The organism is Bacillus sp. WC2507 (assembly GCF_052656125.1).
Genome location: NZ_JBQXPN010000001.1, coordinates 2110321 through 2137239 on the forward strand (window position 1 = coordinate 2110321; position 26919 = coordinate 2137239).

At 34.9% G+C, this 26919-nt stretch carries 29 protein-coding genes and 1 pseudogene; 21 read left to right on the forward strand and 9 right to left on the reverse strand.

Annotated features, from left to right (window positions below):
- Positions 1-202 precede the first annotated feature (202 nt).
- On the forward strand, positions 203-574 hold the full coding sequence (locus tag ACUN28_RS11245; protein WP_016086796.1) for a VOC family protein: 372 nt from the start codon (positions 203-205) through the stop codon (positions 572-574).
- Between the two features lie 20 nt (positions 575-594).
- Here ACUN28_RS11245 and ACUN28_RS11250 read toward each other — a convergent pair whose 3' ends face one another.
- Positions 595-1404 carry a YitT family protein gene (locus tag ACUN28_RS11250; RefSeq protein WP_000251342.1) on the reverse strand — a complete coding sequence of 270 codons (810 nt, stop codon included), beginning with the start codon at positions 1402-1404 and terminating at the stop codon, positions 595-597.
- Between the two features lie 144 nt (positions 1405-1548).
- Between ACUN28_RS11250 and ACUN28_RS11255 the strand changes: the two genes are divergently transcribed.
- The 4 genes from ACUN28_RS11255 (at position 1549) to ACUN28_RS11270 (ending at position 5049) form a co-directional block, all read left to right on the forward strand.
- On the forward strand, positions 1549-2352 hold the full coding sequence (locus ACUN28_RS11255; protein WP_016086797.1) for a protein phosphatase 2C domain-containing protein: 804 nt from the start codon (positions 1549-1551) through the stop codon (positions 2350-2352).
- Between the two features lie 14 nt (positions 2353-2366).
- On the forward strand, positions 2367-2819 hold the full coding sequence (locus ACUN28_RS11260) for a peptidoglycan recognition protein family protein (RefSeq protein WP_016086798.1): 453 nt from the start codon (positions 2367-2369) through the stop codon (positions 2817-2819).
- Between the two features lie 17 nt (positions 2820-2836).
- Complete coding sequence (locus ACUN28_RS11265; protein WP_001983516.1) at positions 2837-3088, forward strand: DUF2164 domain-containing protein; 252 nt, start codon at positions 2837-2839, stop codon at positions 3086-3088.
- A gap of 482 nt (positions 3089-3570) precedes the next feature.
- The gene (locus ACUN28_RS11270) at positions 3571-5049 is read left to right on the forward strand and encodes a DUF4822 domain-containing protein (protein ID WP_016086799.1); all 1479 of its coding nucleotides are present in this window, start codon (positions 3571-3573) and stop codon (positions 5047-5049) included.
- Positions 5050-5261: 212 nt separating this feature from the next.
- Here the strand turns inward: ACUN28_RS11270 and ACUN28_RS11275 are convergent, their stop codons facing one another.
- Complete coding sequence (locus tag ACUN28_RS11275) at positions 5262-5465, reverse strand: CsbD family protein (RefSeq protein WP_016086800.1); 204 nt, start codon at positions 5463-5465, stop codon at positions 5262-5264.
- A gap of 171 nt (positions 5466-5636) precedes the next feature.
- A complete protein-coding gene (locus ACUN28_RS11280; RefSeq protein ID WP_223267304.1) occupies positions 5637-6392 on the reverse strand; it encodes a GNAT family N-acetyltransferase in 756 nt (251 codons plus the stop codon).
- A 209-nt stretch (positions 6393-6601) separates the two neighbouring features.
- On the opposite strand from ACUN28_RS11280, the gene ACUN28_RS11285 reads away from it, so the two are divergent.
- From ACUN28_RS11285 to ACUN28_RS11320, 8 genes are all read left to right on the forward strand, one after another.
- Positions 6602-6805 carry a hypothetical protein gene (locus ACUN28_RS11285; protein ID WP_016086802.1) on the forward strand — a complete coding sequence of 68 codons (204 nt, stop codon included), beginning with the start codon at positions 6602-6604 and terminating at the stop codon, positions 6803-6805.
- Between the two features lie 452 nt (positions 6806-7257).
- Positions 7258-8046 (forward strand): helix-turn-helix domain-containing protein, encoded by a 789-nt coding sequence (locus ACUN28_RS11290; RefSeq protein ID WP_016086803.1) that lies wholly within the window; start codon positions 7258-7260, stop codon positions 8044-8046.
- 45 nt (positions 8047-8091) lie between these two features.
- Positions 8092-8943 carry an ABC transporter ATP-binding protein gene (locus ACUN28_RS11295; RefSeq protein WP_016086804.1) on the forward strand — a complete coding sequence of 284 codons (852 nt, stop codon included), beginning with the start codon at positions 8092-8094 and terminating at the stop codon, positions 8941-8943.
- Positions 8944-9594: an ABC-2 transporter permease gene (locus ACUN28_RS11300; RefSeq protein WP_016086805.1), complete on the forward strand. Its 651-nt coding sequence runs from the start codon at positions 8944-8946 to the stop codon at positions 9592-9594. It begins immediately after the preceding gene.
- A gap of 136 nt (positions 9595-9730) precedes the next feature.
- Positions 9731-11344, forward strand: a complete 1614-nt coding sequence (locus ACUN28_RS11305) for a long-chain fatty acid--CoA ligase (RefSeq protein ID WP_002167835.1) — start codon at positions 9731-9733, stop codon at positions 11342-11344.
- 123 nt (positions 11345-11467) lie between these two features.
- Entirely contained in the window at positions 11468-12043 is a 576-nt protein-coding gene (locus ACUN28_RS11310) for a biotin transporter BioY (RefSeq protein ID WP_016086806.1), read from the forward strand.
- 65 nt (positions 12044-12108) lie between these two features.
- Positions 12109-13572 carry an acyl-CoA synthetase gene (locus ACUN28_RS11315; protein ID WP_016086807.1) on the forward strand — a complete coding sequence of 488 codons (1464 nt, stop codon included), beginning with the start codon at positions 12109-12111 and terminating at the stop codon, positions 13570-13572.
- Positions 13565-14656, forward strand: a complete 1092-nt coding sequence (locus tag ACUN28_RS11320; RefSeq protein WP_016086808.1) for an acetyl-CoA C-acyltransferase — start codon at positions 13565-13567, stop codon at positions 14654-14656. Before ACUN28_RS11315 ends, ACUN28_RS11320 begins: the two co-directional genes overlap by 8 nt.
- Positions 14657-14663: 7 nt before the next feature.
- Here the strand turns inward: ACUN28_RS11320 and ACUN28_RS11325 are convergent, their stop codons facing one another.
- The gene (locus tag ACUN28_RS11325; protein WP_016086809.1) at positions 14664-15245 is read right to left on the reverse strand and encodes a DUF6434 domain-containing protein; all 582 of its coding nucleotides are present in this window, start codon (positions 15243-15245) and stop codon (positions 14664-14666) included.
- Positions 15246-15349: 104 nt separating this feature from the next.
- Between ACUN28_RS11325 and ACUN28_RS11330 the strand changes: the two genes are divergently transcribed.
- On the forward strand, positions 15350-15793 hold the full coding sequence (locus tag ACUN28_RS11330; protein ID WP_016086810.1) for an NUDIX hydrolase: 444 nt from the start codon (positions 15350-15352) through the stop codon (positions 15791-15793).
- A gap of 44 nt (positions 15794-15837) precedes the next feature.
- Here ACUN28_RS11330 and ACUN28_RS11335 read toward each other — a convergent pair whose 3' ends face one another.
- On the reverse strand, positions 15838-17040 hold the full coding sequence (locus tag ACUN28_RS11335; RefSeq protein ID WP_016086811.1) for an alanyl-tRNA editing protein: 1203 nt from the start codon (positions 17038-17040) through the stop codon (positions 15838-15840).
- Positions 17041-17177: 137 nt separating this feature from the next.
- On the opposite strand from ACUN28_RS11335, the gene ACUN28_RS11340 reads away from it, so the two are divergent.
- A complete protein-coding gene (locus ACUN28_RS11340; RefSeq protein ID WP_000965133.1) occupies positions 17178-17585 on the forward strand; it encodes a hypothetical protein in 408 nt (135 codons plus the stop codon).
- Positions 17586-17652: 67 nt separating this feature from the next.
- Positions 17653-18891: an MDR family MFS transporter gene (locus tag ACUN28_RS11345; RefSeq protein WP_016086812.1), complete on the forward strand. Its 1239-nt coding sequence runs from the start codon at positions 17653-17655 to the stop codon at positions 18889-18891.
- A gap of 93 nt (positions 18892-18984) precedes the next feature.
- Here ACUN28_RS11345 and ACUN28_RS11350 read toward each other — a convergent pair whose 3' ends face one another.
- Both ACUN28_RS11350 and ACUN28_RS11355 read right to left on the reverse strand, forming a co-directional pair.
- Positions 18985-19371: an Hsp20/alpha crystallin family protein gene (locus tag ACUN28_RS11350; protein WP_016086813.1), complete on the reverse strand. Its 387-nt coding sequence runs from the start codon at positions 19369-19371 to the stop codon at positions 18985-18987.
- 124 nt (positions 19372-19495) lie between these two features.
- Complete coding sequence (locus tag ACUN28_RS11355) at positions 19496-19618, reverse strand: small acid-soluble spore protein P (protein WP_016086814.1); 123 nt, start codon at positions 19616-19618, stop codon at positions 19496-19498.
- Positions 19619-19739: 121 nt separating this feature from the next.
- On the opposite strand from ACUN28_RS11355, the gene ACUN28_RS11360 reads away from it, so the two are divergent.
- Together ACUN28_RS11360 and pdaB are read left to right on the forward strand one after the other, a co-directional pair.
- Positions 19740-20003, forward strand: coding sequence for a hypothetical protein (locus ACUN28_RS11360; RefSeq protein WP_001146292.1), 264 nt, complete (start codon positions 19740-19742; stop codon positions 20001-20003).
- A gap of 46 nt (positions 20004-20049) precedes the next feature.
- Entirely contained in the window at positions 20050-20775 is a 726-nt protein-coding gene (pdaB, locus tag ACUN28_RS11365; RefSeq protein WP_098405149.1) for a polysaccharide deacetylase family sporulation protein PdaB, read from the forward strand.
- A gap of 41 nt (positions 20776-20816) precedes the next feature.
- On the opposite strand, the gene sspO is transcribed toward pdaB, so the two are convergent.
- A complete protein-coding gene (gene sspO, locus ACUN28_RS11370; RefSeq protein ID WP_016086816.1) occupies positions 20817-20966 on the reverse strand; it encodes a small acid-soluble spore protein O in 150 nt (49 codons plus the stop codon).
- A gap of 291 nt (positions 20967-21257) precedes the next feature.
- On the opposite strand from sspO, the gene acnA reads away from it, so the two are divergent.
- Together acnA and ACUN28_RS11380 are read left to right on the forward strand one after the other, a co-directional pair.
- Positions 21258-23981, forward strand: coding sequence for an aconitate hydratase AcnA (gene acnA, locus ACUN28_RS11375; RefSeq protein ID WP_016086817.1), 2724 nt, complete (start codon positions 21258-21260; stop codon positions 23979-23981).
- A gap of 117 nt (positions 23982-24098) precedes the next feature.
- A pseudogene (locus tag ACUN28_RS11380) lies at positions 24099-25747 on the forward strand (ABC transporter ATP-binding protein).
- Positions 25748-25770: 23 nt separating this feature from the next.
- Here the strand turns inward: ACUN28_RS11380 and ACUN28_RS11385 are convergent.
- On the reverse strand, positions 25771-26028 hold the full coding sequence (locus tag ACUN28_RS11385; RefSeq protein ID WP_016086819.1) for a hypothetical protein: 258 nt from the start codon (positions 26026-26028) through the stop codon (positions 25771-25773).
- Positions 26029-26277: 249 nt separating this feature from the next.
- On the opposite strand from ACUN28_RS11385, the gene ACUN28_RS11390 reads away from it, so the two are divergent.
- A complete protein-coding gene (locus ACUN28_RS11390; protein WP_445423377.1) occupies positions 26278-26853 on the forward strand; it encodes a redoxin domain-containing protein in 576 nt (191 codons plus the stop codon).
- Positions 26854-26919 lie beyond the last annotated feature (66 nt).

The window sequence follows — 26919 nt, forward strand, 5'->3', positions numbered from 1 at the left end:
ATTTGTCTATTCATAACTATAATATAGATGTAATGTGTATTTCTATAAAAAATGGAAGTTATAGAATAAATTTTATTTTCTTTATTTTGGTAAAGTGAGTGTAAGGTGGTAATAAGGGGAGCTTATATTGTTTTATAAATCTTTTGTAAGTTACAGGAGTGTGTTTTCCTTATAACATTAGGATAGAGGAGGGGGAGATAAAATGAAAAATTATATTCAAGGGATTGATCATGTGCAAGTAGCTGCGCCTGTAGGGTGTGAAGAAGAAGCACGAGAGTTTTATGGTCATAAAATAGGTATGGAGGAAATACCGAAGCCAGAGGAATTAAAGAAGCGTGGTGGGTGCTGGTTCAGGTGTGGAAATCAAGAGATTCATATCGGAGTTGAGCAAAACTTCAATCCTGCTAAAAAGGCGCATCCAGCTTTTTATGTTTTAAAAATTGATGAATTTAAACAAGAGTTAATAAAGCAAGGTATTGAAGTAATAGACGATCATGCACGTCCAGATGTAATTAGATTTTACGTGTCAGATCCGTTTGGAAATCGAATTGAATTTATGGAAAATAAAAACTAGGTGGATTTCCACCTAGTTTTTTAACCTTTTCTAAACAACCCTAACACTTCAACCGTTTCGGTAATGTTAACGAATGCATGAGGATCAATTTCTGAAATTGTTAATTTCATACTTGCCAATTCTTCACGAGAAACGACTGTCATAAGTACACGTTTTTTTTCACTGGAATAAGCACCTTCACCATCAAGTAATGTAATCCCACGTACAACAGTTGAAAGAAGTTGTTTTTTCATTTTTTCTGCTTCATTTGTTACAATCATAAGTGTAACTTTTCGATGTTTCGTATGAATAGCATCGATGACTTTACCAGTTACATAAATGGAAAGTAAGCTCGTAAGAGCAACATCCCAAGTGAAGAAGAATCCTGCAATTATTACAACGACTGCATTTAAAATAATAAGGAATCCACCAAGTTTAATGTCTCTTTTGCGAGATAACAACATACCGATAATATCAAATCCACCAGTTGATCCATTACAGTTAAAAACAAGGCCGATACCAGCTCCGGCAATGACACCACCAAAGATAGATGATAAAAGTGGATCTGTTGCTACGACTTTTACTGGAACGTAGTATAATGCGACCGATAATACAATAACAGAGATAACCGTGTTAAAAATTACTTTTTTTCCAAGACCTATGTATCCTAAAATAAGGATAGGTAAGTTTAATACAAAGTTAATAATACCCGTGTTTACAGGAGTTACAATCCCTAAAATAATAGCAATTCCGCCAATTCCACTACTTAAAATTTTGTGGGGGATAAGGAAAAGATTAAAGGCAATCGCAATAATAATAGAACCAATAATAACACCAAGAAATCTGACCATCTCTTTCCCGTCCTTCACTAAAAAATTCATATTATTTCAAGATTATATATGATATTGAAAGTTTTGGGTAAAAACAGTTTATTTCGGAAAATTAGATTAATCAAAAGAATTCGAGTATTTTATCATTTGAAAGGGGATACAGATATGAGGGTAAAAACGTATCAACAGAAAAGCCCGTTGAAGCAAGAATGTGAGGATTCTTATTTTTGTAATGAAGATAAAAAGATTTATGGTGTATGTGATGGGGCAACACCGCTCGTCCCGTTTCGGGATGAAAAGGGACATAATGGAGCATACATAGCTTCGCATTTATTTGCAAGTTATTTTGCTTCATTACGTGAAACTCATAGTTTACAAGTTGCAGTTGCAAAAGCAAATGAAGCATTACAAAGCAAAATGTTAGAATATAAAGTGGATACGAGAAAAAAAGAACATTTGTGGTGTACATGTATTGCAGCAGTTCAAATAGAAGGTGGGAAAATTGAATACGCACAGTTAGGGGACTGTATGATTGTCGCAATACTTCAAAATGGAACGATGCAAGCATTAACGCGAGATACGGTCGAAGGAATTAGTAAACGAGCAAAAAAGAAGAGAGAAGAAGATCGTAAAAAGGGGTTATCTGTACCAGAAGAACATATTTTTCAAGATGTGCGAGAACAGTTAAAATACAATCGTTATCTTGCAAATATACAGGGCGGGTATTCCGTTGCAAATGGAATGAAAGAAGCGGTACATTATTTACAACATGGTGAATTACATATAGAGGAAGTGAGCGGGATTTTTATTTGTTCAGACGGATTATTCCATCCAGATTGGCCACTCGAACAAACTGTTGCATATATAAGAAATACTAGTATAAGCGAATATGTAGCAATTATTGAAGAGTTGGAAGGGGAAAAGAGAATAAGACCAGATGATAAAACAATTGTGATGATTGACTTTTAAGGGAGGATGTTCAAATGGAAATTAAATGTGCAAATTTAACATTTCAAGATGAATTAGTTCCTTTAGAAAAAGTAAATAAATTGATTATCCACCATACATCCGAAGATGGATGGGATGTGTATAAAACACATGAATTTCATCAAAAAGTAAGAGGATGGAGCGGGATCGGTTACAATTATTTTATTGAAGAAGATGGAACTGTAGTCGAAGGGCGAGGTATACATATTGGAGCACATGCGAAAGATAATAATAGGGATACAATTGGAATATGTATGACGGGTAATTTTGATAAATATGATCCAACTACCGCACAAATGAATGCATTATATTCTTTATGTAAAATGTTTATGAAGCAGTTTGCTATAGAGAAAAGGAATATACTTGGCCATAGAGAGCTAGAAGGGGTTACAAAAACTTGTCCAGGAAATCGCTTTTCTATGGTAGAGTTAAGAAACGTATTATCTTAAATATAGAGGAGTAACGAATGATGATGAATATAAAAATACCAAATGATAAAAAAGAAGAGCTTGTAGCACAAATTCAGCAATTTTTTGTTGAAGAAGATTTAGATGAAATTGGACGTTTCCAAGCAGAGCGTTTAATAGAAGAAATGATAAAATTAGTAGGACCATTTGCATACAATCAAGCAATTGGAGATGCTAGAAAACTTGTAACTGAAAAATTATCAAATATTGAAGAAGATTTGTATGTGCTAGAGAAGAGCGAAGGGAAGTAAAAAGAGCCATTTTGGTCGTCTTCCGTCAATTATAAAATAAGTATTATGCCACGGCTTTTTTCCGATGTTTTGTTTGGAAAAGGCCGTGAAGTTGTTTTTGGACGTATAAAATAAGCCTTTTCTTTTTTGTCACAAGGAACCTAGAATTAAAAAACGTTATTCTTTCTTAGCAAGCTAGATGAGAAAGAATAACGTTTTTTTAGATTGAGATTAAAAATATATTATCTTAATTTTATCTTTTTTTAATAATTTATTTATGGGCAATTTATAGTTGCTATTTATAATTCCTATATATAGCAGCTATGAATACTATGAAAAAGAACTTTGGAGGTGTAATACTTCGTATCAAAGTTGGGGGAATTGAAAATTTGTATACAATTAGCTGTAATCAAAATTTAAAACATGAATTACTCACATAGAATCTTCTTTTGGAAGATAAGTGGTGTGATTTTTTGTTAAATGAAGGAAGGGATTGGGAAGCTATGAATAAAACAATTTTAAAAACATGTATCATATCAGCAGTTTTAGGTGGAGTTCTATTAACTGAAAAAGGTGGAGAAGTGAAAGCAGAAGGGATTACACCACAAACGAATCATACTGGTGTATTTAAAGATGTTCCAAAGGGGCACTGGGCATATGAGGCGATTCATCAATTAACAGGTGAGAAAATCATTTTTGGCTATGAGGATGGGAGATTTGGTTTTGGAGATAACGTAACACGCGAACAAGTCGCAGCTTTAATGTATCGTTATTTTAATGTGGCAGAAAACAAAAATTATCAGAACCCATATGGGGACGTAAGCGAAGATTCGACAAGCTATATAAAGGAAATCTTGTCTTTAACAGAAATGGGTGTTTTTACGGGTGACGAGCATGGGAACTTTAGGCCAAAGGCATCCTTAACACGTGCAGAAATGGCACAGGTTCTTACAAATGCATTTCATTTAAAGGCAAAGAGTGATCACACTTTTAATGACGTATCAATGAACTCATGGGCAAGAAACGCAATTAGTGCTGTTCAAACAAATAATATTGCAAAAGGAGTAGGAGGAGGGAAATTTGCTCCAAGTATGGATGTGACGCGTGAACAGTACGCACAATTTTTATACAATGCAATACAAGAAACTAAACACACTAAACAAACGAAAGGGCAATTACTAGCTAGCATACTTGGTGAAACAAACTGGAAAGGGACAAAAGTCTATGACAAAGATCATAATGATTTAACGAAAGAAAATCAAAATTTCATCGGGCTTGCAAAATATGATGCTAAAACTGCAAGGTATGAATTTTTCAATGCAAATACAGGAGAGAGTCGTAATGATAGCGGTACCTTCTTTATAACCAACGATGGAAAGAAAAGAGTGTTAATTTCTGAAACGCAAAATTATCAAGCGGTTGTTGAATTAACGCAATTAGACAAGGAGAAATTTACATATAAAAGAATGGGGAAAGATGCAAAAGGGAATGATGTAGAAGTGTTTGTTGAACATGTTCCTTATCATGAAAAAGAGCTGTCTTTCACGCGACCTGATAAAAATTTAGAGAGCTCGACGGGAAAAATAGTTACAGACGTTGATGGAGATGAAATTTTATCTAGTACACTATGGAACGGAACGGTGGTATTAGACGAACAGGGTAATAATGTAACAAAATATAACTCAAACTTAATCAGTCTAGCAAAATATAATAAAAATACAAATAAATACGAGTTTTTCAATGTGAATACAGGAGAAAGTCGTGGAGACTATGGTTTCTTTGATGTTGTACATGGTAATAAAATAAGAGCTCACGTTTCGTTAGGGAATAATAAATATGGTGCGGTCCTTGAACTTACAGAGTTAAATAAAGATAAATTTACGTATACAAGAATCGGGAAAGATGCGAATGGAAAAGATATAAAAATCTTTGTTGAGCATGAACCGTATACAGGTGACCTAAAACCAAATTTCACAAATTAATCTTTTACTCTAGTAAAGGCACTATGTTAGTAAGAAAAAGCCTGAGCGATTAGGTAATTATACAGTAGAAGTAAAATAGTTATTTAACGACAAATAGATGCCTTGAGGCATCTATTTGTCGTTTTAAAATGATTTTATGTGCAAATATAAAATACAAATTCTTTTTTCTCGGATCTAGTAACTCCCTACTTGCACCACCATACATCTTTGTTTTATTTATTCTCTTTATATTCATGTACTTTTTCTTTCACATTACCAACCGTATCTTTAGCAGTGCCTTTCACCTTATCCCATTTTCCTTCAGCTTGTAATTTCTTATTGTCAGTTACTTTCCCGACAACTTCTTTTACTTCACCCTTTACCTTATCAATAGCACCTTCTACTTTTTCTTTTAAACCATGATCATGTTTAGTCATACATTTCTCCTCCTTGTAGTTTGATTAGAATTCTCTTTTCATATTGCAAGTTGAATGATGTATCTAGTAATAGCGTAACAAATCTAGTTTAAATATTCAAATGATTAATGGGATAGAAAAGGAATTGTCATAGAATGTATAAGATTGCAATGGAAGGAGAAAGAATGTTAATTATATGTCTTTTGCAGTCCATATTGACTTTGTATAAGCAATTTTCATATGGGCACGTTCCATATTATTTTGACTGCCACTACCAAAGCGAGCTTGTCCAACTATTAAATGACAGTTTGTCGCTATAGCTTTTTCTATTCGTTTTTGAATTAATGCAGTATGACAGCCTTTACGCTGAAATTCTGGCAAAGTAGCAGAAGCAGCTAATGAAGCAATTCCATTATTTATATACAGGACACCAATGCTCGCAGGAGTATTTTGAACTTCTGCTATGAAAAAATGCCATCCTGGTTTATTGTAAAGAATTTCGTTATTTTGGCGCACGCCATCTTTTGTAAATGACGGCATTTGAAATCCACGTACATAAATATCTGCAAAAATATCAAACTCATTTTCTTTTAGTTGGCGTACTGAAATGTTAGAAGGAAGAAGGGATGGATCTTCTCTCGGTATACTATATAAAGCGGTATGGAAGCTAGATTGGTAAAATCCTTTTTGAGATAAGTATTGAAATAATTCAGCTGTACCTTGAGCGGGTGTAATTTCAAAACGACAAGGAATTGGTAGCGATTGATAATAAGAGATGATTTCATCTATCTCATCTGTATTTGTAAATGTAATCCCTTTTACTGTGTTAAAAGCAGGACCAGCAATTATTTTTGATGAAAAGGCAGTGGCGCTCCCGAATTTTTTCATTTGTACTTGCATTGGATTTCCGCTTATTGCTTGCAGTAGCGCTAATCTAGAAGAAAGCATATGTATTTCTGCGTTTTCAATTTCTTATGCTGTATTAACTGTCATAATTGTACTCATAAAATTCCTCCGTCAATAAATATATTTCATAGTACATATACGATGTTTGTTCTGAGATTCCTGTTGAAATGTAAGAGAATAAGAGGTTTTTTGGAAGGGAAATGGAAGTGAGCTGTCGAAGGGAGTGGAAACAGATTAAAGGTGGTGCTCTCATGGAACAGAAAGACGTGCAGACATGCTCTAATTGTGGTTCTCATAACATAGGAGAAGGGGAGTTTGTCGGTTATGCACAAATACGGAAAAAGGAGACGATGTTCACGTCTTCACCAGTAGATGCTTATATTTGTACAGATTGCGGGAATATCATTTTATTAAAAGTACGACATTATGAAAAGTTTAAGCAGAAGCCGTTATGATTATGGAGAAGTGTTTTTATTAGGAAAGTTAATAAGGAGTAATATTTTACATATATGTGAGTGTGCCTTATATAAGGAGATGACAACTTATACTGTGTGGGATGCTTATTAATCGTTGTATGACATACAAAAATGTATAGAAGAAGTTGTGAATCAATATGAGGAAGAAAAATTAGTCTTCTTGGAATATTTTATATCGAAAACTCCTTTAAATGAATAAGGGAGTTTTTTGTTTTTTTTATAACAACAATTACCTTTAATTGTTATAATTGGTTATTAGGAGAGGTGTTTTATTAACGCCATAATCATAGAAGAAAACTAGCTAAATCGTATAGAAAACGGCTAAATAACACAATCGCAACCGTAAGTTGACAAAGTGCAACCGCAGGAAGATAGAGATAAGGGCAATGTTTACATACAATTTAGGTAAGAAAACAAAGGAGGACACACATATGGGATTTGGTGAGAAGCTTTTTAAATTAAGAAAGGAAAAGGGCCTTTCTCAAGAAGCATTAGCTGAGAAATTAAACACAACAAGGCAAGCAGTTAGTAAATGGGAAAACGGTCAAGGTTTTCCTGAAACTGAAAAGTTAATACTGATTGGAAATGTATTTGAAGTATCACTTGATTATTTATTAAAGGAAACTGCTGAGCAAAATAATGAAAATGTGGATGGTTATTACGTAAGTCAGGAAATGGCAGAAGGGTATATAGTGTATGGACAAAAAATTTCTAAATATATTGCGTTAGGATTTAGTTTGCTCATTTTATCTACAATACCGTATTTATTATTTAAAGAAAATGCAACAATGTCGACATTTCTTGTTATTATCATTGCTGTCCTTGGAATTGGAGCAATGATGGTACCTGTAACGATAGAAGAGAGTCGATACAATGTATTGAAAAAGGAAGAACTACTATTTGATCAAAACTTTCTAAAAGAATTGACAAAAAGATATGTGATTATTAAGAAGAAGTATGCTGCAGTGATGATTGTTGGATTTTGTTTTATAGCCGCAGGAGCAATACCGTTTTTGTTTGAGAAAAAGCATATCACTTCAGGAGAATTGGTGAAGTATTATCCGTACTGTGTTGTACTTATTGCAATTGGGGTCTATCTTTTTGTTCGTGTTGTAGGAGTGTGGGAGATGTATCGAATTTTAGTAGAAAATAAAGAATATAGCAATCGTATTATTTTTAAACTAAAAAAGAAAGTGAGAGATAAAGTGGATAATTTTTAATAGGAGAAAATCAATTTTATTAAAAGTTAAGATGGGAGTGAAATGATGTCAAACATTCTAGAAATTAAAAATTTAAGTAAATCATTTGGAAGCAAAGTTGTTTTAAAAGATGTTACATTCAATGTGCCATCAGGGGCAATTGTTGGATTTATTGGTGACAATGGGGCAGGTAAATCAACAACATTTAAAACAGTACTAGAATTAATTTCTAAAGATAGCGGTACAGTAAAAATATTTGGTGAAGAAAATATAAATAAAGATGCCAAGAATAAGGGGAAGATTGGAGTCGTATTTGATGCTATGAATCTACCGGCTCATCTTACAATAAAACAACTACATAAGGTTTTTGAAAAGATGTTTGAATCTTGGGATAGAGAAAATTTTTACCGATTAGTTCATTCTTTCTCTTTACCTACTAATGAAAAAGTAGGTAGATTTTCCCGTGGAATGTCGATGAAACTATCTATAGCTGTTGCATTGTCGCATAATGCAAAATTATTAATTCTAGATGAAGCGACAGGAGGTCTTGATCCTTCATCTAGGGAGGAGGTGTTAGAGGAATTAAAAAGTTTTGTGAGTAAAAGTAATGGTGGTATATTACTTTCTTCTCATATTATGAGTGATGTAGAAAAAATCGCTAGCCATCTTATCGTTATAAAAGATGGAGAAATTTTATTGAATGAAGAAAAGGATAAGATTTTGGACAATTATGCCATTGTAGATGTTAATGAGGAACAACTAACTTTAATCAACAAAGATATAGTTGTGGTGAAAAGGAATAATGGTTCTTATTTCAATGTACTTGTATCAGATGTGCATAAACTACCAAATGGGATTGCTCATAGAACCATTTCAATAGAAGAAATAAGTGTTTTATTAACGAGGAGTGAAAAATAAATGAAAGGTTTATTATTGACAAACTATTATCTAGTGTATCGAACTTTCTTTATGTTCATGGGAATAGCGATATTAGGAGCGGGATTTGTTTTTTATTTTGGTAATGCTTCAATGTACCGTTTAATTGCTACGTTTATTATCTTATTTGCTGCGATTCCTGCACTTGAAGTTATTAAATATGAGAGTAAGTCGGGGTATGAAAAATATGTACTTACTTTACCGGTTACTAGAAATAATATTGTACAAAGTCACTATCTTTTCTATTTTTTAGTTGTAATTATTGGTACTTTATTATCGTATGGCATATTTTATGTACATGATTTAGTTTCAGATACACCATTTGATGATGGTATATTTAAGAGTGTTTCTTTAGGGACGTTCATCATTCTTAATGCCGGAGCAATAGCTTATCCGCTTCTCTATGTTTTTGGAGCAGAAAAATCTGATGCTATTACAATTGGAGGCGCATGTGGGGGACTTGTTACTTATTTTGGATTACAAAGTGTAATTGGATATCTAATAGAACAATTTCCAATATCAAATTTAAATTCATCTGTATACGTTTCAATTCTATATACAATATTTGGCGTTATCATATATATCTTTTCTTATTTCATTTCGGTATTTATATATCGTAAGAAGGAATTTTAATATATTTTCTCTTAGTATTTTCTGAATTATTTCCAAAGAAATAATTCAGAAAATACAGAAAAATGTCGTAATTTTTTGTAAAAGTCTGTTATAATAAACAAAAAATGAAAACGCTTTAAAGGGGGATATAACCAATATGATGATGAATGTACCGCTAACAATTAGTTCTATGATGGAAAGAGCAGAAAAACTGTTTTCAAAGAAAGAAATTGTTTCACGGACACATGATACAGTTACGACGTTAACGTATAAGCAGTTAGGTGAAAGGACGAGAAGGCTTTCCAGTGCGTTAAAAAAATTAGGAATTAAAGAAGGCGAGCGTATAGGAACGTTAGCGTGGAATCATCATCGACATGTGGAGGCATATTTTGCTATTCCTGGTATTGCTTCCGTTTTACACACAATTAATATTCGTTTATCTCCTCAACATATTTCATACATTATTCAGCACGCAGAAGATCGAATTCTACTTATAGATGAAGATCTCGTACCACTCGTTGAAAATATTCAATCACAATTATCAACTGTACAAGCCTACATTATTATGACTGATAAAGATGAACTTCCCAATACTACGCTAGAACCTGTATATCATTATGAAAAGCTATTAGAAGAAGGCGATCCAACTTTCCAATTTGTAAAAGATATTGACGAAAATACACCTGCTGGTATGTGTTATACGTCAGCGACTACAGGAAATCCAAAAGGTGTTGTATATACGCATCGTAGTACTGTACTGCATTGTATGGCACTCGGTTTAGCGGATACAGCTGCTTTATCGGAAAGTGATGCGGCGATGGCAATTGTACCGATGTTCCATGTGAATGCTTGGGGACTTCCTTTTGCTGCTACTTGGTTTGGAACTAAACAAGTTCTGCCAGGACCAATGTTTACTCCAAAAATTTTATTAGAGATGATTCAAGCTGAAAAAGTAACGATAGCAGCAGGTGTGCCGACAATTTGGCTCGGTGTATTACAAGAATTAGAAAATAATAGTTACGATTTATCTAGTATAACGAGAATATTATGCGGTGGTGCTGCTGCACCGAAAAGCGTTATTAAAGCATTTGAGCAAAAATATAATGTTCCTTTCGTACATGCATATGGTATGACTGAAACAAGCCCACTCGTAACACTTGCACGTTTAAAAAGTTATGAAACAGAATTATCATATGAAGAGCAATTAGAAATCCGCTCAAAACAAGGATATCTTGTCCCTGGTGTAGAGATGAAAGTAGTCGGTACAAATGGTGAAGTGAAGTGGGATGGTACTGAGATGGGAGAGTTATGTTTACGAGCACCTTGGATCGCTGAAAGCTATTATAACGATGATCGTACTGTCGAAGGATTCCGAGACGGTTGGTTATATACTGGTGATGTTGTTACAGTTGATGAGGAAGGCTGCGTGAAAATTGTTGATCGTACGAAAGATGTTATTAAAAGCGGGGGAGAATGGATTTCTTCAGTGGATCTTGAAAATGCTTTAATGGCACATGATGCTATATTTGAAGCGGCTGTCGTTGCAATTCCTCATCCGCAGTGGCAAGAACGCCCAGTTGCCTGCGTTGTTCAAAAGAAAAATAGTACGGTTACAAAAGAAGAAATATATGAGTTTTTAAAACCTCAGTTTGCGAAATGGTGGTTACCAGATGATATTGTATTTATGGAAGAAATACCGAAAACATCTGTTGGGAAGTTTTTAAAACAGGCACTGCGAAAAGAACTTGAGCATTTGCATAAAGAGAAATAATTGAATTTACATTTGTAAACCGATATGAAAAGCAAGTTGACAAAGTCTAGATAGAAAGATAATATAACTCCTATAATATGTTATCTGAAAAACATTTTAAGTTTACAAATAGGAGAAGCAAATATGAATACAAAAAACTTAGTTTTCGTCGCTTTATTTAGTTCAATTATGGGAGTGTTAGGATTAATACCCCCAATTGCTCTTGCTATTACACCAGTTCCGATTACATTACAATCACTCGGTGTTATGCTTGCTGGTGGATTGTTAGGATCACGTCTTGGTGCGTTAAGTCAGCTTATTTTCTTACTTATAGTTGGAGTTGGAGCACCATTACTTGCAGGTGGACGCGGGGGACCAGGTGTATTTGTTGGGCCAAGTGCAGGATATTTACTTGGTTATATCGTTGGAGCGTTTGTCATTGGTTATTTAATTGAGCGTTTACGTGAAGTTTCTATAATAAAGGTATTATGTATTAATATAATTGGTGGTATTTTCGTAGTTTATGTATTTGGTATTATTGTACAAGCTTTCGTTATGGATGTTTCTGTGTGGCAAACGATGAAGGTGAGTGTTGTGTTTTTACCAGGTGATTGCATAAAAGCGATTATAGCAGCAATTCTTGTAACAAAATTACATCGTTCATTGAAACATATTATTACGCCTGCTCTAAAGAGTGGGAAGTATACAAATGCGGGATAAGAAAGAGAAGAAACACGTTCATTGCGTGTTTCTTTTTATTATTTTGTAAAGAAAGGACATCTCATATGGGAATTACGAAAGAATATAAAAAGCATGCCTCTTTACAGCCAAATAAAATAGCAATAAAGGAAAATGATCGAGTTTTAACATATAAAGAGTGGTTTGAGTCAGTTTGTAAAGTAGCAAACTGGTTGAACGAAAAAGAATCGAAGAATAAAATGATAGCAATTTTATTAGAGAATCGTATGGAGTTTTTACAATTATTTGCTGGTGCTGCTATGGCTGGATGGGTTTGTGTGCCATTAGATATAAAGTGGAAACAGGATGAGCTCAAAGAAAGAATTGTAATTAGTAATCCGGATATGATTGTGACAGAGCGATATAAGGTAAATGATCTATCGGATGAAAAAGGAAGAGTAATTGAAATTGCTGAGTGGAAAAGAATGATAGAGAAATATCTTCCTGCATATTATCCTGTGGAAAATGTACAACATGCTCCGTTTTATATGGGATTTACATCAGGATCGACTGGAAAGGCAAAAGCATTTTTACGTGCACAACAATCGTGGGTTCATAGTTTTGATTGCAATATACATGACTTTCATATGAAAAAAGAAGATTCTATTTTAATAGCTGGGACGCTTGTTCATTCTCTTTTTTTATACGGTGCAATAAGTGCATTATATGTAGGGCAAACGGTGCATATAATGAAAAAGTTTATTCCAGATCAAGTGCTGGATAAGTTAGAAATGGAACACGTTTCGGTCATGTATACAGTTCCGACAATGCTAGAATCTTTATATAAAGAAAATAGAGTGATAGAAAATGGAATGAAAATTATTTCGTCAGGAGCGAAATGGGAAGCTGAAGCGAAAGAAAAAATAAAGATTATATTTCCTTATGCGCAAAAATATGAATTTTACGGTGCATCGGAACTAAGTTTTGTAACAGCACTTGTTGATGAAGAGAGCGATAGAAGGCCAAATTCAGTAGGAAAACCTTGTCACAATGTGCAAGTTCGAATATGTAACGAAGCAGGAGAAGAAGTACAGAAAGGCGAGATAGGAACTGTTTATGTGAAAAGTGATCAGTTTTTTATGGGCTACATATTGGATAAGGTTTTAGTTCCAGAGTTGACTGCGGATGGCTGGATGACAGTGCGAGATGTAGGTTATGAAGATGAAGAAGGCTTTATATACATAGTGGGTAGAGAGAAGAACATGATTTTATTTGGAGGAATTAATATTTTTCCAGAAGAAATAGAAAGTGTATTACATGAACACCCAGCTGTTGATGAAATAGTTGTAATTGGTGTGAAAGATAGTTACTGGGGTGAAAAACCTGTCGCCATCGTAAAAGGAAGTGCTACGAGGCAACAATTAAAAAGTTTTTGCTTACAACGATTATCCTCGTTTAAAATACCGAAAGAATGGCATTTTGTAGATGAAATACCGTATACAGATAGCGGGAAAATCGCTCGTATTGCAGCAAAAAATATGATTAAACACCGGGAGAAGATATATGAATAGAGCGGTTATTGTAGAAGCAAAAAGGACACCTATTGGTAAGAAGAATGGGATGTTTAAAGATTATGAAGTTCAGCAATTAGTAACGCCGCTTCTTACGTTTTTAAGTAAAGGAATTGAGAGAGAAATAGACGATGTTATATTAGGGAATGTTGTTGGGCCGGGAGGGAATGTTGCGAGATTATCTGCTTTAGAAGCAGGACTTGGCTATCATATTCCTGGTGTAACGATTGACCGGCAATGTGGTGCCGGATTGGAAGCGATTCGCACCGCGTGTCATTTCATTCAAGGCGGGGCAGGTAATTGTTATATTGCAGGAGGAGTAGAGAGTACAAGTACATCACCTTTTCAAAATAGAGCGCGATTTTCACCAGAAACAATTGGAGATCCTAATATGGGAGTAGCGGCTGAATATGTTGCAGAGCGTTATAATCTAACGCGAGAAATGCAGGACGAGTATGCTTGTCTTAGTTATAAACGGACACTGCAAGCATTAGAAAATGGATATTTACAAGATGAAATATTTTCGTTTAATGGATCCTTAGACGAAGCTATAAAACGAGAAATGAAGTATGAAAGAATGATTAAAAGAACAAAGCCTGCATTTTTACAAAATGGTACAGTAACGGCAGGCAATTCGTGCGGTGTAAATGATGGGGCATGTGCCGTTCTTGTAATGGAAGAGGGGCAAGCCCGAAAATTAGGATACAAGCCTGTTCTTCGTTTCGTTCGTAGTGCTGTAGTTGGAGTGGATCCAAATCTTCCCGGGACGGGTCCGATATTTGCGGTGAACAAATTATTAAACGAAATGAATATGAAAGTAGAGGACATTGATTATTTTGAAATAAATGAAGCATTTGCTTCAAAGGTTGTTGCTTGTGCAAAGGAGTTACAAATTCCTTTCGAAAAATTAAATGTAAATGGTGGTGCAATTGCGCTCGGTCATCCGTACGGTGCATCTGGATCTATGCTTGTGACACGTTTGTTTTATCAAGCACAAAGAGAGCATATGAAATATGGAATTGCGACGTTAGGAATTGGTGGTGGAATAGGGCTTGCGCTATTATTTGAGAAAGTAGAAGACTAGAAAGGGACTAGTTTTCTACTTTTTGAGGAACATAAGCGTTGCTACCGGGTTTTACTTTTATTTCATTCCAAGCAGCGATAGCGTCAGCTTTTGATTTTCCTTTATTATTTGGATCTTCAAAAAAGTCGCGAGTGAAACGATTGTATTCAAACTGCGCGCTGATAGTTGTTTTGTATGTAGGATCTTTTTTTCGTTTGTTTTCTTCATACCAAAACGTTATCGCGTCTTCATATGTTTTTCCGACATTCTCTTTAAAAAACTTTTGAAGAGCTACTGTAAAGCGGAAGTTTGCTCCGATTTTTTCTTTGAAAAAGGCACGAACATCTTCGCTACAGCGGTGATTGTTAGTAATAATCGTTTGAAGAGAAAGGTCTTTATAAGAGAGGGAAGCTTTACTCACCTTTTGACCAGAGCTGTATTTTAATGTTTTACCAGTAGTTAAATAATGTGAGATACGCTCGGTTATTTCAATCTTAGAGCCACTAGCTGGCAAACCATGCTCACGACAAAATGTTTGGAGTTCTGCTTTTAACCAATAATAGTTTTGGAAATCTTCAAGTGATATAGACTTTGTTAGAGATGGACGCATAGATGTACCAACTACTTTCTTCCATAATTTTCTTTAATTATAAAACGTATGTTCTTTTTGTGGAAGGGTTAATTTGTAAATATAACGGGAAGAGGAGATTATATATGGAAAATGTAATGCAAGTTCGTGTTACGGGAATTTTAATTGAAGATGAGAAGGTATTGCTAGTAAAGCAAAAAGTGGCTAACCGCAATTGGTCTTTACCTGGGGGAAGGGTAGAGAATGGTGAAACGTTAGAAGAAGCGATGATTCGAGAAATGAGAGAAGAAACAGGGTTAGAAGTTAAAATTAAGAAGCTACTCTATGTTTGTGATAAACCAGATGCTAGCCCATCTTTATTACATATTACGTTTTTGCTTGAAAGGATTGAAGGTGAAATTATGCTACCTTCTAACGAGTTTGATCATAATCCGATTCATGATGTGCAAATGGTACCGATTAAAGAATTAAGTCACTATGGTTTTTCTGAATCTTTTATAAAACTGGTAAGTGAGGGGTTTGCAAATGCAGGGAGTTATCAAGGGTTGAAACAAAATATAGGCCTGTAAATATAGTTGAAGGATAGCAGTTAGCTATCCTTCATAAACATGTTTTATACTGCGGACTGTAAAGAAGACACAAGTTGATTTAAAAACTCGTCCCCAGTCATAACCGCTTTTCCGCCGCCGCGCGCACTCTTTTTATTTCCGCCGCCTTTTCCTTCAATTGCAGGAAGAGCATCTTTTAAAAGTGCGTTCATATCAAGCGTGACTGTTTTTCCGCAAGCGAGGATGTATTGTAGTTTGTCATCATTTTCAATGACGAAATATGTAAGGGCATGCTCTTGTTGTTCTGTAATAATAGCAGAAAGCTTTGCGATTTCTTGCATAGAACGATTTGTAAATACTTTAGAAATAAGTATGCCAGCATGTATTTCTGCAGGTTGTTGCAGTAGTTCATTTGCCTCTGCATATAATAATTTTTCATTCATTGTTTGTATTGCTTTTTCGTTTTCTTTTTGAGAAGTAAGAAGGTGTGCTACTTTTGCCGGAATATCACTTTCGCTACTGTTTAATTGTTTAGAGACATCCTTTATAATTTGTTGCTGTTGATCCATTAATTTAAGTGTGCGCCAACCAGCGATAAACGTTAATCGTATGCCACCTTTATTGCGCTCCCATCCTAATACTTGAATAGGCCCAACTTCACCTGTACGTTTCGGATGCGTTCCGCCACAGCCGTTGTAGTCGAAGTTTTCAATTATAACAACACGTATATTTTCTGTTATAGTCGGTTCTTTACGAAGGGGTAAAGTTTTCGCTTTTTCTAAGTTCATCCACTCGATGCGGATGGGATGGTTTTCAAAAACAATTTTGTTTGCAATTTGTATCGCTTTTTCGACCGTTTCTGCATGCAGATTTTCTGTTTCTAAATCAATTGTTACCGTTTCTTTTCCAAGATGGAATCCGATCGTAGGTATGTTAAAATGATCCCAAGAAGCAGCAGATAAAATGTGCTGAGCTGCATGCTGCTGCATATGATCAAAACGGCGCTCCCAATTGATTTTACCGTCTACTTCTTCTGTATGTAATTTTTCTGCAATGAAGTGACGAATTTCTCCATTTATCTCTTCTACATTAATTACATCGATATCATTTAATGTGCCAGTATCATACGGTTGTCCGCCACCTGTCGGATAAAATGCTGTTTCGTTTAAAACAACGTATAAGTTACCGTCTTTATCATAATCTTGCTTTAAAATTTTAGTAGTAAAGCCTTGCTTATAAGCGTCAGTGTAATATAATTTTTTCTCCAATTTCCTTTCCCCTTTCGTGTTCACTAGTTTCATTGTAAAGCATTTGAAATTAGTTTCCTAATATTTCAGAAGAAAGAAACTATTTTTAGAATTTTCTTGCTATAATAAGAAAAAGAAAATGCGGGGGTGGGATGAATATGTTATATGAAAACGGCGTAGATAAACTGCTTAGTTTAAGTAAAAATATTTCTGAATTGTATCGAGAATTAAATGAAATGACCCGGATTTTAACGGATTGTAATCGAGAAAGTGTGAAGTTTGATCGGTTATATGTAAAAGAGTTACTGTGGAAGAAAGAAGATGTAATAGAGAAATATGACCAGCTACTTGTGCAACTTTGTATAAATGAATGCTTTGATTTGAAAAGTGTCATTACAGGGGAATATAAGTATACATATGAAGAAGTAGAAAACATCGTTTTACAATTTAATGAGAAATATAATGTCGCAATTTTAATTAAAGATGTTTGTAAAGAATTACAGTTTACATATGGCATAGATATGGACATAACGAGAACAGCTCGGGTATCAACAGCTCAAGTATAAAAAGGGAAAAGAAAGCAGATCCTTTGCTTTCTTTTTTTATGTGAGAATTGGGAGAGAAGGTTTGAAGATGAAGGGGAAGTTGCAAAATATTCATCCGTTAGGAATGACAATTATAATAGGGACTTTATTTGCGAGGTTCGCTACGTCAATGAGCATTCCTTTTTTAGCAATTTATTTAACAACTGTTAAAGGTGTATCAGCTGGAATGACGGGTGCTATTATCGGAACGAGTGCACTTGTTGGAGTTTTTGCTAGTTTTATTGGGGGGAATTTATCGGATCGATTCGGCCGAAATATGATTATAATATGGTCCATGATTGTTTGGGTGTTTGTATTTATAGGCTTTTCGTTTGCAAATCATGTTTTAAGTTTCTTTTTATTAAATGCTTTGAATGGATTATGTAGGTCCTTTTTTGAACCTACGTCAAGAGCATTATTATCAGATTTAACGAAACCAGAGTATCGTTTACTCGTATATAACTTACGTTACGGTGCAATAAATGTTGGAGTAGCGATTGGTCCACTTGTCGGATTACAGATTGGAAGCGCAAAATCTACAATTCCTTTTTTAGTCGCAGCTGGAGTATATATTCTATATACAGCTATATTAGCATTCCAATTTAAGAAGTATCCAATTGAAAAAAAGAAAGTAAAGATAGAAAAGCCTGTCACCATGTTAAATGCAGTTCGTATATTGCGGAAGGATGTCGTATTTTTAGTTGCTGTAGTCGGTATTATTTTGAGTAATTGTGGCTTTTCACACTTAACGACAACAGTATCTCAATATTTTGCAAATGCACATATATTTCAAGATGGAGTGAAATTGTTTTCGTATATGTTAGCTTTAAATGCGATTGTTGTAGTAGTAATTCAATACCCTGTTATTCAAATGTGTAAAAAGTATACACCGTTAGTATCCATTATGACTGGAACTTTATTTGTGAGCGGAGGATTGTTTGGATTTGGAATAGTAGAATCTACACTAGGTGCTGCCATGTGTACAATTATTTTTACAATTGGAGAAGTTCTCATGTTTTCAATGACGGATGTGTTTATAGATGATATAGCTGTTTCGCATTTAAAAGGAACATATTTTGGAGCGATGGGATTTTCAGGAATTGGAGCAGTAATTGGTCCTTGGTTCGGGGGAGTACTTCTCGATTACTACGGGTATCAAAATGGGTTTGTAGTGTTTTCAGCGTTAGCTATATTTTCAACTGTAGCATTTCCCGTACTTTTAGTTACAAAAGGTTTATTGAAAAAAAGGTATGATAGAAATTGTAATTTAGAAATACATGCGAAATAAAATAAACCCCAGCAGATGACTGGGGCTTATTTTTGTATTTATCCCGCTATTTGCGAGCAGTAAAACTCCTATTGATTAAAGTTTTACTTTATTTTAATTCTCAATTTGAAAAAGAACTTTTTTTTCATGCTCATTAGCAACTTCATTTTTTGAAATATGAATGGCTAAAAATCCATTTTCTGAGCAGGCTAGCATCTTCTTATAAATGATATTAGCGGGTAAAGGAATAGTCCGCTGTAAAGAAGTGTTTTTGTGAAGTATGCAAATGTTTAGGCCTGTCTCCATCTTTTTAATGACTACGTTTTGTTCAGTTATATTTGGTACATCTGTTTCCAAAATGTATTCTTGTTCAGTTTCACAAAGATCAATATGAATTTGATTTGGGAAACTAAAGTTACTACAAGAATCAGAACAAAATTGATCCATCCATTCCTCGAAACCATCAACATGAAAAAGACAATCCTTCTTTTTCTTGCCCATGTAAGACACCCTCCGTAAAATCTCAATTCATACTATGTTATGCATGAATGAAGTAGGGGTGAAGAATAAATGGAAAAATATAAATATTGTATGTGGTAAAGGTAGCTAGTGTGATTGTTTTGGTTTACATATCATGATGCGCATGATTTTTTTGGCGTGAATGGTTACGGTTTTTTACTTTATGAGATCCGCTTAATGGTTCAGGTTGTCCCTTTTTTTCTTTCGTTTCACGATTGTTTTTTCCCATTGTATGTGACACCTCCTCTTTCTCTTTAGAATGAGAGAAGTTTGCAAATTTATACGAGAATGTTTTTAGAAAAAAAGGTAAAGATAAATGGGACTAACTATTATGGAAAGGGGATTATATAATGCCATATCATAAAGATAAACAACAAGCTTTTCAAGCAGCGCAGCAAGGAGTCACACAAGCAGAACATGCATTTAACAACATTGTAAAAAATGATCCAAACTACGGTCATGATTTAAAAGAGTTACGCCAAGAGGTTCAGGAGGCGTATGAACAGATTCAAAATGCGTTAGAAGTAGCTTCAGAAACACAACGCCCACAACTTGAGCAATACGAAAATAATCTCCAAAACATTATGCGAAATGTAGATCAATTAGAAAAGTAAATGAGGTCGTTGTGTATTCGACAACCTTATTACTTTGACGAACGTTATGCTAAAACAGAAAATTTTTCTATTCGTTCTTTCTTTATTATGCGCAGTACATATATTTCAAGTTGAAAAAGTGGAAGCGAAAATGTTGCTCAGAAAAGAGCTAGAACCAACTGGCTATGTAACATGGGAAGTACCTAATAATGAAAAGATTATTGCCATTACATTTGATGATGGACCAGATCCAACTTATACACCACAAATTTTAAATTTATTACGTCAATATAAAGCAGAAGCGACATTTTTTATGATTGGATTTCGAGTTCAGCGTAATCCGTATTTGGTGAAACAAGTTTTAAAAGAGGGACATGAAATTGGAAATCATACGATGAATCATTTGTATGCGAGTAATTCATCAGATGAAAAATTAGAAAATGATATTTTAGATGGAAAGAAATATTTTAAAAAATGGGTGAAAGAACCTTTGCTATTCCGTCCTCCTGGCGGATATATTAACGATGCTGTATTTAAAACAGCGAAAGAAGCTGGTTATCAAACTGTTCTATGGTCGTGGCATCAAGACCCACGTGATTGGGCAAATCCAGGGGTTGAATCTATTGTAAATCATGTAGTGAAAAATGCTAAAAGTGGAGATATCGTATTGTTACATGATGGAGGGAATGATCGTAGTCAAACAGTAGCAGCGCTAGCGAAAATTTTACCTGAGCTGAAAAAGCAAGGATATCGATTTGTAACGGTTTCAGAATTATTACGTTATAAACATTAGAAAAAATCCCAAAAGGAAAATGGACCTTTTGGGATTTTTCGTTACTGGTTCTTTTTGCGTTTCTTATTATTTTGTCGTTCTGCTGGAGTTAAAGGGTCGTTTGCAAATTCTTCATTGTAACCAGTTCCTTGTCCTTGTGCAGGTGCCGCATTCATTCCTGAAATAGTATGATTTGCTTTTCTTTTACCCATTTCATTTCACCTCTATAATATTTTTTGTATGTTGAATGATGAGCAGTTCATAGTATGTATGAACTGTAAGTAAAGCGCTAATAGAGCACTTTACTTTATGGTAATAGTATTCATAAGGAGCATGAACACTATTCAAATTTAGAAACATAAAGAAAACTTATGATAATCTATAAGTTTCTTATTATTTACTTATTTAGAAAGTTGTAATAAGATATTATCGTAAGGTATTGAAAAGTTTGTCTACATTTTATATTCAGACAACTTAGTCACGTTTAACAGGGGGGAAACATAATGGTCAAACATAATCCATTTCAATCACGTGCAACTTTTGAAGTAGATGGAAAAACGTATCATTATTATGATTTGAAAGCGCTTGAAAACGCAGGGGTTGGCAACGTATCTCAATTACCATATTCCGTGAAAGTTTTACTTGAATCAGTACTACGTCAAGTAGACGGACGTGTAATTACAGAAGAACATGTTACAAATTTAGCGAAATGGGGAACGAAAGATGTGCAAGATATCGATGTTCCATTTAAACCATCTCGTGTAATTTTACAAGATTTCACTGGTGTTCCAGCTGTTGTAGATTTGGCTTCGCTTCGTAAAGCAATGGCAGACATGGGCGGAGATCCTGATAAAATTAATCCAGAAATTACTGTAGACCTTGTAATTGACCACTCTGTACAGGTTGATAGAGCGGGTACGGCAGACGCGCTTGCATTCAACATGGACTTAGAGTTTAAACGTAATGAAGAACGTTATAAATTTTTAAGCTGGGCACAAAAATCATTTGATAACTATCGTGCAGTTCCACCAGCTACAGGTATTGTACACCAAGTAAACCTTGAATATTTAGCACCGGTTGTTCACGCTGTGAAAAATGCTGAAGGTGACTTAGTTGCATACCCAGATTCATTAGTTGGAACAGACTCACATACAACAATGATTAACGGTATCGGCGTTCTTGGATGGGGCGTTGGTGGTATTGAAGCAGAAGCAGGAATGCTTGGACAGCCTTCATACTTCCCAGTACCTGAAGTAATCGGTGTGAAATTAACTGGTACACTTCCAAGTGGTACGACAGCAACTGACGTTGCATTAAAAGTAACACAAGTATTACGTCAAAAAGGTGTAGTGGGTAAATTCGTTGAGTTCTTCGGTAATGGACTAAAGAGCATGCCTTTAGCTGACCGTGCAACAATTTCAAACATGGCACCAGAATACGGCGCAACTTGTGGATTCTTCCCAATTGACGATATTTCATTAGAATACTTACGTTTAACAGGTAGAGATGAAGAGCAAATTCGCATTGTTGAAGAATATTGTAAAGCGAACGGTTTATTCTATACAGCAGACAGCAAAGATCCAATTTACACTGATCTTGTTGAAATTGATTTAAATACAATTGAATCTAACCTTTCTGGACCGAAACGCCCACAAGATTTAATTCCACTTTCAGATATGAAAGATGCGTTCCACAAAGCTGTTGTAGCACCAGTTGGAACACAAGGACTTGGATTTAATGAGCAGGAGTTCGATAAAGAAGTGAAGGTTACATTAGAAGATAAAGAAGTAACGATGAAAACAGGTGCAATTGCAATCGCTGCAATTACAAGCTGTACAAATACATCAAACCCATACGTATTAATTGGGGCAGGTCTAGTTGCGAAGAAAGCAATTGAAAAAGGGCTTGTAGTACCTGAGTACGTAAAAACATCATTAGCGCCAGGATCTAAAGTTGTTACTGAATACTTAGATAAATCAGGTTTAACAACATATTTAGATCAATTAGGCTTCCAAACAGTTGGTTACGGTTGTACGACTTGTATCGGTAACTCTGGTCCGTTAGCCGAGGAATTAGAAGAAGCAATCGCAGCAAATGATTTATTAGTAACATCTGTTTTATCTGGTAACCGTAACTTTGAAGGTCGTATTCATCCGCTTGTAAAAGCGAACTACTTGGCATCACCACCACTTGTTGTGGCATATGCACTTGCAGGTACTGTTGATATTGACCTGAAAAATGATGAAATCGGTAAAGATGCAAATGGCAATGCTGTTTACTTCAACGATATTTGGCCATCAGCTAAAGAAATTGAAGATGTAGTTCAAAACGTTGTTACATCTGAACTGTTCAAGAAAGAATATGCACAAGTATTTAACAGCAATGAGCGCTGGAATGAAATCCAAACTTCAAATGAAGCTCTATATACTTGGGATAATGATTCAACATACATTCAAAATCCACCGTTCTTCGAAGGATTATCTAAAGAGCCAGGTGAAGTTGAAACGTTATCAGGTTTACGCATAGTTGGTAAATTTGGAGATTCTGTAACGACAGACCATATTTCACCAGCAGGTTCAATTGGTAAGCATACACCAGCTGGACGCTACTTATTAGAAAACGGCGTACAACCAGTTGACTTTAACTCTTACGGTTCTCGTCGTGGTAACCACGAAGTTATGATGCGTGGTACATTCGCGAACATCCGTATTAAAAACCAAATCGCACCAGGAACAGAAGGCGGATACACAACATATTGGCCAACTGGTGAAGTAACGTCAATCTATGATGCTGCTATGAAATATAAAGAAGATGGCACAGGCCTTCTAGTAGTTGCTGGTAAAGATTACGGTATGGGAAGTTCTCGTGACTGGGCTGCGAAAGGTACAAACTTATTAGGTATTAAAGCAGTAATCGCAGAAAGCTTCGAGCGTATTCATCGTAGTAACCTAGTATTAATGGGTGTATTACCACTTCAATTTAAAGACGGCGAAAGTGCTGAAACATTAGGTCTTGTTGGTAACGAGTCATTTGAAATTCAAATTGACAAAACAGTTAGACCACGCGATCTTGTAAAAGTAGTTGCAATTGATGTAGATGGCAACGAAAAACAATTTGAAGTAGTAGCTCGTTTCGATAGTGAAGTTGAAATTGACTACTACCGTCACGGTGGTATTCTGCAAATGGTTCTTCGTGAGAAAATTGAAGAATCTAAAGTGTCGAACTAAATAATTGAAATGAACGATAAGGAAGCTAACAACTGTTAGCTTCCTTATTTTATGGAAAGGGATGAAACCATTTGGTTTCATCCCTTTCTTTTTACTATAAGAAGTGGAGGAAACGTCATGAAAGAATATAAAAAAATATTGTTACCGTTACAGAAAGAAAAAATGTTAGTAATAGCAGCTGTATGCAGTGGACTCTTTGCGGCTATTTTAAACTTATCCGTCCACTATTCATGGGGCTAATTGTAGATAACCTGATTCAACGGGAGTTAAAGGGAGCGTATCTTTATATTACTTTGTTTGCAGTTAGCCGCTTGTTGATGTGGGTGAACAATCTTTCATTTGATTATGTAAGTTCAAAAACGAGTCAGCGAATATTACGAGAGAAGCGTATAGATGTATTGCGTCATTTTTTCTCTTTACCGTTTGAAGAGAGTGAGAAAATCAAACAAGGAGAGTTAGAGACGTTAGTTGTGTCTGATATTCCAAACTGGGTCAGATTATATGGATCTATATTAATAGAATATATACACGCCATTGCACAATTTATAGGTGCGTTCATAGCACTACAACATATAGATATAAAGTTTATATTGTGGGTAACTCCGTTTTTGTTTTTAAGTGCAACAGTTCCGATCTTGATGGGGAAAAAGGTAAGGAATATTGCAAGCATTGCTCAAAAGAATCAATCAAGTGTTGTAGAGATGGTGTCACAGTTTGTAAAAGGAGCACAAGATTTACGGAGTTTACAAAAAGAAAAATGGACCATTCGGTTATTCAAGGGAGTAACAGCACAATCTTATAAAACAGAAGTAAAGAAGACGATGATGCAACATTGTATTGGAGTAGTTGGAACAGTGATTGAAACAGGAGCATATATCGTTGTTCTCATTCTAGGTGCGCAAAAAATTATGAAGGGGGAAATGGAAGTTGGCGCACTTGTTGCCGTGTTAGCCACAATTGAAATGCTCTTTTTTCCCGTCCGTTACGTGGGCGATTTATTAATGATGACACAAGTTGCAACCGCCTCGGCAAATAGAGTTTTTTCTTTTTTAGATAAACGAGTTGCAAATAGTAATCGAGAAAGAGCGATGGGGATGACAATAACAAATGTTTCATTTCAGGAGAGTGATGAAGAGAAATGCAGAATGAATAAAATTGATTTGCAAATTAATCCTGGTGAACTCGTTATGATTGTAGGAGAAAGTGGTGCAGGAAAAACAACGCTTTTAAAATTAATAACAGGTTTGTATAAACCATCTAACGGTAGCATTGTTTATTATGGTAATGAGGCTCGTATGACTACAGTGTGGCAAGAACCTCGTTTCTTTCGGACGACAGTAAAAGAGAATATGTATTTCGGGGAAGAGTATTTAGAAAATCAATTAGAAAAAAATATTGAACTTGTAAATGTGAAACCGATTATTAGAGATTTACCTGAAAGGATTGAAACTGTATTACATAAAAGCGGTGAAGAGTTTTCAGGAGGGGAAAGAAAACGACTTGCATTATTGCGAGCAATTGGTTTAAATCCGAATCTTATTATTTTAGATGAACCGACTGCGGGATTAGATCCGAGCAATCAAGAAACGGTTTGGAATATGATAGAAGGGTTAGGAAGAGATGTAACGAGAATTGTGGCAACGCATGATGTAGAGAAAGCAATACTAGCAGATCGTGTTGTCATAATGAGAGAAGGAAGTATGGTTGCATGTGGAAGTCCTGAAAAATTAATAAATAGTCATTCGTTTTTACAGAGATGTGAATAAAGATAAGAGCATTGCTCTTATCTTTATTCAGCGTCATTAATTTGATACTCGATAGATTCTGAATGATTCAGATCAACATTAAAAGTAGCAGTCATAAGGAAAGTTGCAATTCCAAGGATTACGAAAAGGACGAATGAGACTAGAGAGATGTAGAGACAACTACGCCCTACTTTCTTTTTTTCAAGATCTTTACTAAAGAGTGAAATGATCCATGTAATAATACCGATTGGGTATAAAAGAAAACTAAGAATATATAATGTGATTTTTTCGAATGAATTCATAAACAATCCCCCTTTTGTTGTAGGTTTATCACTACGAGAGTAAAAAGGTGAATAGGTCCATAAGAAGATAAAACACTGCATCTGTTTTTCTAATTATATGATAAAAAGGAAAAAACTTCACTTTAAATAAGAATATTCTAATTATTTCGTCTGTGAATATTTCCAAGCTTGTCCGTATAAGCTAAAATAAGGTATATAGTATTTTGGTGATTAAGTTATAAGAAGATAAATACGTTAGGGTGATATAAAATGTGGTGGAAGCTTACGATTATTGTAGTGTTACTTTGTTTAGCGGGATATGCAGCTTATGAACAGTTTGGTAAAAACGATCAGGCGGTACAAGGGAAGCAAGAAAAAAGTGAAGCCGCTATGAAAGAGATGATTGCAAGTAATGGTATTGAAATAGGGAAGAGTGCGCCAGACTTTGAATTAACGAAGTTAGATGGAACGAATGTAAAGTTATCAGATTTAAAAGGAAAGAAAGTGATTTTAAACTTTTGGGCAACGTGGTGTGGACCTTGCCAGCAAGAAATGCCTGATATGGAGGCTTTCTATAAAGAACATAAAGAAAATGTAGAAATTTTAGCAATAAATTATACACCTTCAGAAAAAGGTGGGGGAGTAGAAAAGGTAAGCAATTTTGCTAAGGAAAAAGGAATTACTTTTCCTATTTTATTGGACAAGAACATTGATGTAACAACAGCGTATAAAGTCATTACGATCCCAACTTCGTATTTTATAGATACAAAAGGTGTCATTCAAGATAAGTTTATTGGGCCGATGACGCAAAAAGAGATGGAGAAACGGATTGCTAAATTAAAATAACAGTGAAAAGGTAGAGATGGAATATAATCATTTCTGCCTTTTCTTTTTCACGTAGTGAAAGCTTCA

Coding starts and splice junctions, on each gene's coding strand:
- ACUN28_RS11245 (WP_016086796.1), top strand. CDS start 203: ATGAAAAATTATATTCAAGGGATTGATCATGTGCAAGTAGCTGCGCCT.
- ACUN28_RS11250 (WP_000251342.1), bottom strand. CDS start 1,404: ATGGTCAGATTTCTTGGTGTTATTATTGGTTCTATTATTATTGCGATT.
- ACUN28_RS11255 (WP_016086797.1), top strand. CDS start 1,549: ATGAGGGTAAAAACGTATCAACAGAAAAGCCCGTTGAAGCAAGAATGT.
- ACUN28_RS11260 (WP_016086798.1), top strand. CDS start 2,367: ATGGAAATTAAATGTGCAAATTTAACATTTCAAGATGAATTAGTTCCT.
- ACUN28_RS11265 (WP_001983516.1), top strand. CDS start 2,837: ATGATGATGAATATAAAAATACCAAATGATAAAAAAGAAGAGCTTGTA.
- ACUN28_RS11270 (WP_016086799.1), top strand. CDS start 3,571: ATGAATAAAACAATTTTAAAAACATGTATCATATCAGCAGTTTTAGGT.
- ACUN28_RS11275 (WP_016086800.1), bottom strand. CDS start 5,465: ATGACTAAACATGATCATGGTTTAAAAGAAAAAGTAGAAGGTGCTATT.
- ACUN28_RS11280 (WP_223267304.1), bottom strand. CDS start 6,392: ATGCTTTCTTCTAGATTAGCGCTACTGCAAGCAATAAGCGGAAATCCA.
- ACUN28_RS11285 (WP_016086802.1), top strand. CDS start 6,602: ATGGAACAGAAAGACGTGCAGACATGCTCTAATTGTGGTTCTCATAAC.
- ACUN28_RS11290 (WP_016086803.1), top strand. CDS start 7,258: ATGGGATTTGGTGAGAAGCTTTTTAAATTAAGAAAGGAAAAGGGCCTT.
- ACUN28_RS11295 (WP_016086804.1), top strand. CDS start 8,092: ATGTCAAACATTCTAGAAATTAAAAATTTAAGTAAATCATTTGGAAGC.
- ACUN28_RS11300 (WP_016086805.1), top strand. CDS start 8,944: ATGAAAGGTTTATTATTGACAAACTATTATCTAGTGTATCGAACTTTC.
- ACUN28_RS11305 (WP_002167835.1), top strand. CDS start 9,731: ATGATGATGAATGTACCGCTAACAATTAGTTCTATGATGGAAAGAGCA.
- ACUN28_RS11310 (WP_016086806.1), top strand. CDS start 11,468: ATGAATACAAAAAACTTAGTTTTCGTCGCTTTATTTAGTTCAATTATG.
- ACUN28_RS11315 (WP_016086807.1), top strand. CDS start 12,109: ATGGGAATTACGAAAGAATATAAAAAGCATGCCTCTTTACAGCCAAAT.
- ACUN28_RS11320 (WP_016086808.1), top strand. CDS start 13,565: ATGAATAGAGCGGTTATTGTAGAAGCAAAAAGGACACCTATTGGTAAG.
- ACUN28_RS11325 (WP_016086809.1), bottom strand. CDS start 15,245: ATGCGTCCATCTCTAACAAAGTCTATATCACTTGAAGATTTCCAAAAC.
- ACUN28_RS11330 (WP_016086810.1), top strand. CDS start 15,350: ATGGAAAATGTAATGCAAGTTCGTGTTACGGGAATTTTAATTGAAGAT.
- ACUN28_RS11340 (WP_000965133.1), top strand. CDS start 17,178: ATGTTATATGAAAACGGCGTAGATAAACTGCTTAGTTTAAGTAAAAAT.
- ACUN28_RS11345 (WP_016086812.1), top strand. CDS start 17,653: ATGAAGGGGAAGTTGCAAAATATTCATCCGTTAGGAATGACAATTATA.
- ACUN28_RS11350 (WP_016086813.1), bottom strand. CDS start 19,371: ATGGGCAAGAAAAAGAAGGATTGTCTTTTTCATGTTGATGGTTTCGAG.
- ACUN28_RS11355 (WP_016086814.1), bottom strand. CDS start 19,618: ATGGGAAAAAACAATCGTGAAACGAAAGAAAAAAAGGGACAACCTGAA.
- ACUN28_RS11360 (WP_001146292.1), top strand. CDS start 19,740: ATGCCATATCATAAAGATAAACAACAAGCTTTTCAAGCAGCGCAGCAA.
- pdaB (WP_098405149.1), top strand. CDS start 20,050: ATGCTAAAACAGAAAATTTTTCTATTCGTTCTTTCTTTATTATGCGCA.
- sspO (WP_016086816.1), bottom strand. CDS start 20,966: ATGGGTAAAAGAAAAGCAAATCATACTATTTCAGGAATGAATGCGGCA.
- acnA (WP_016086817.1), top strand. CDS start 21,258: ATGGTCAAACATAATCCATTTCAATCACGTGCAACTTTTGAAGTAGAT.
- ACUN28_RS11385 (WP_016086819.1), bottom strand. CDS start 26,028: ATGAATTCATTCGAAAAAATCACATTATATATTCTTAGTTTTCTTTTA.
- ACUN28_RS11390 (WP_445423377.1), top strand. CDS start 26,278: ATGTGGTGGAAGCTTACGATTATTGTAGTGTTACTTTGTTTAGCGGGA.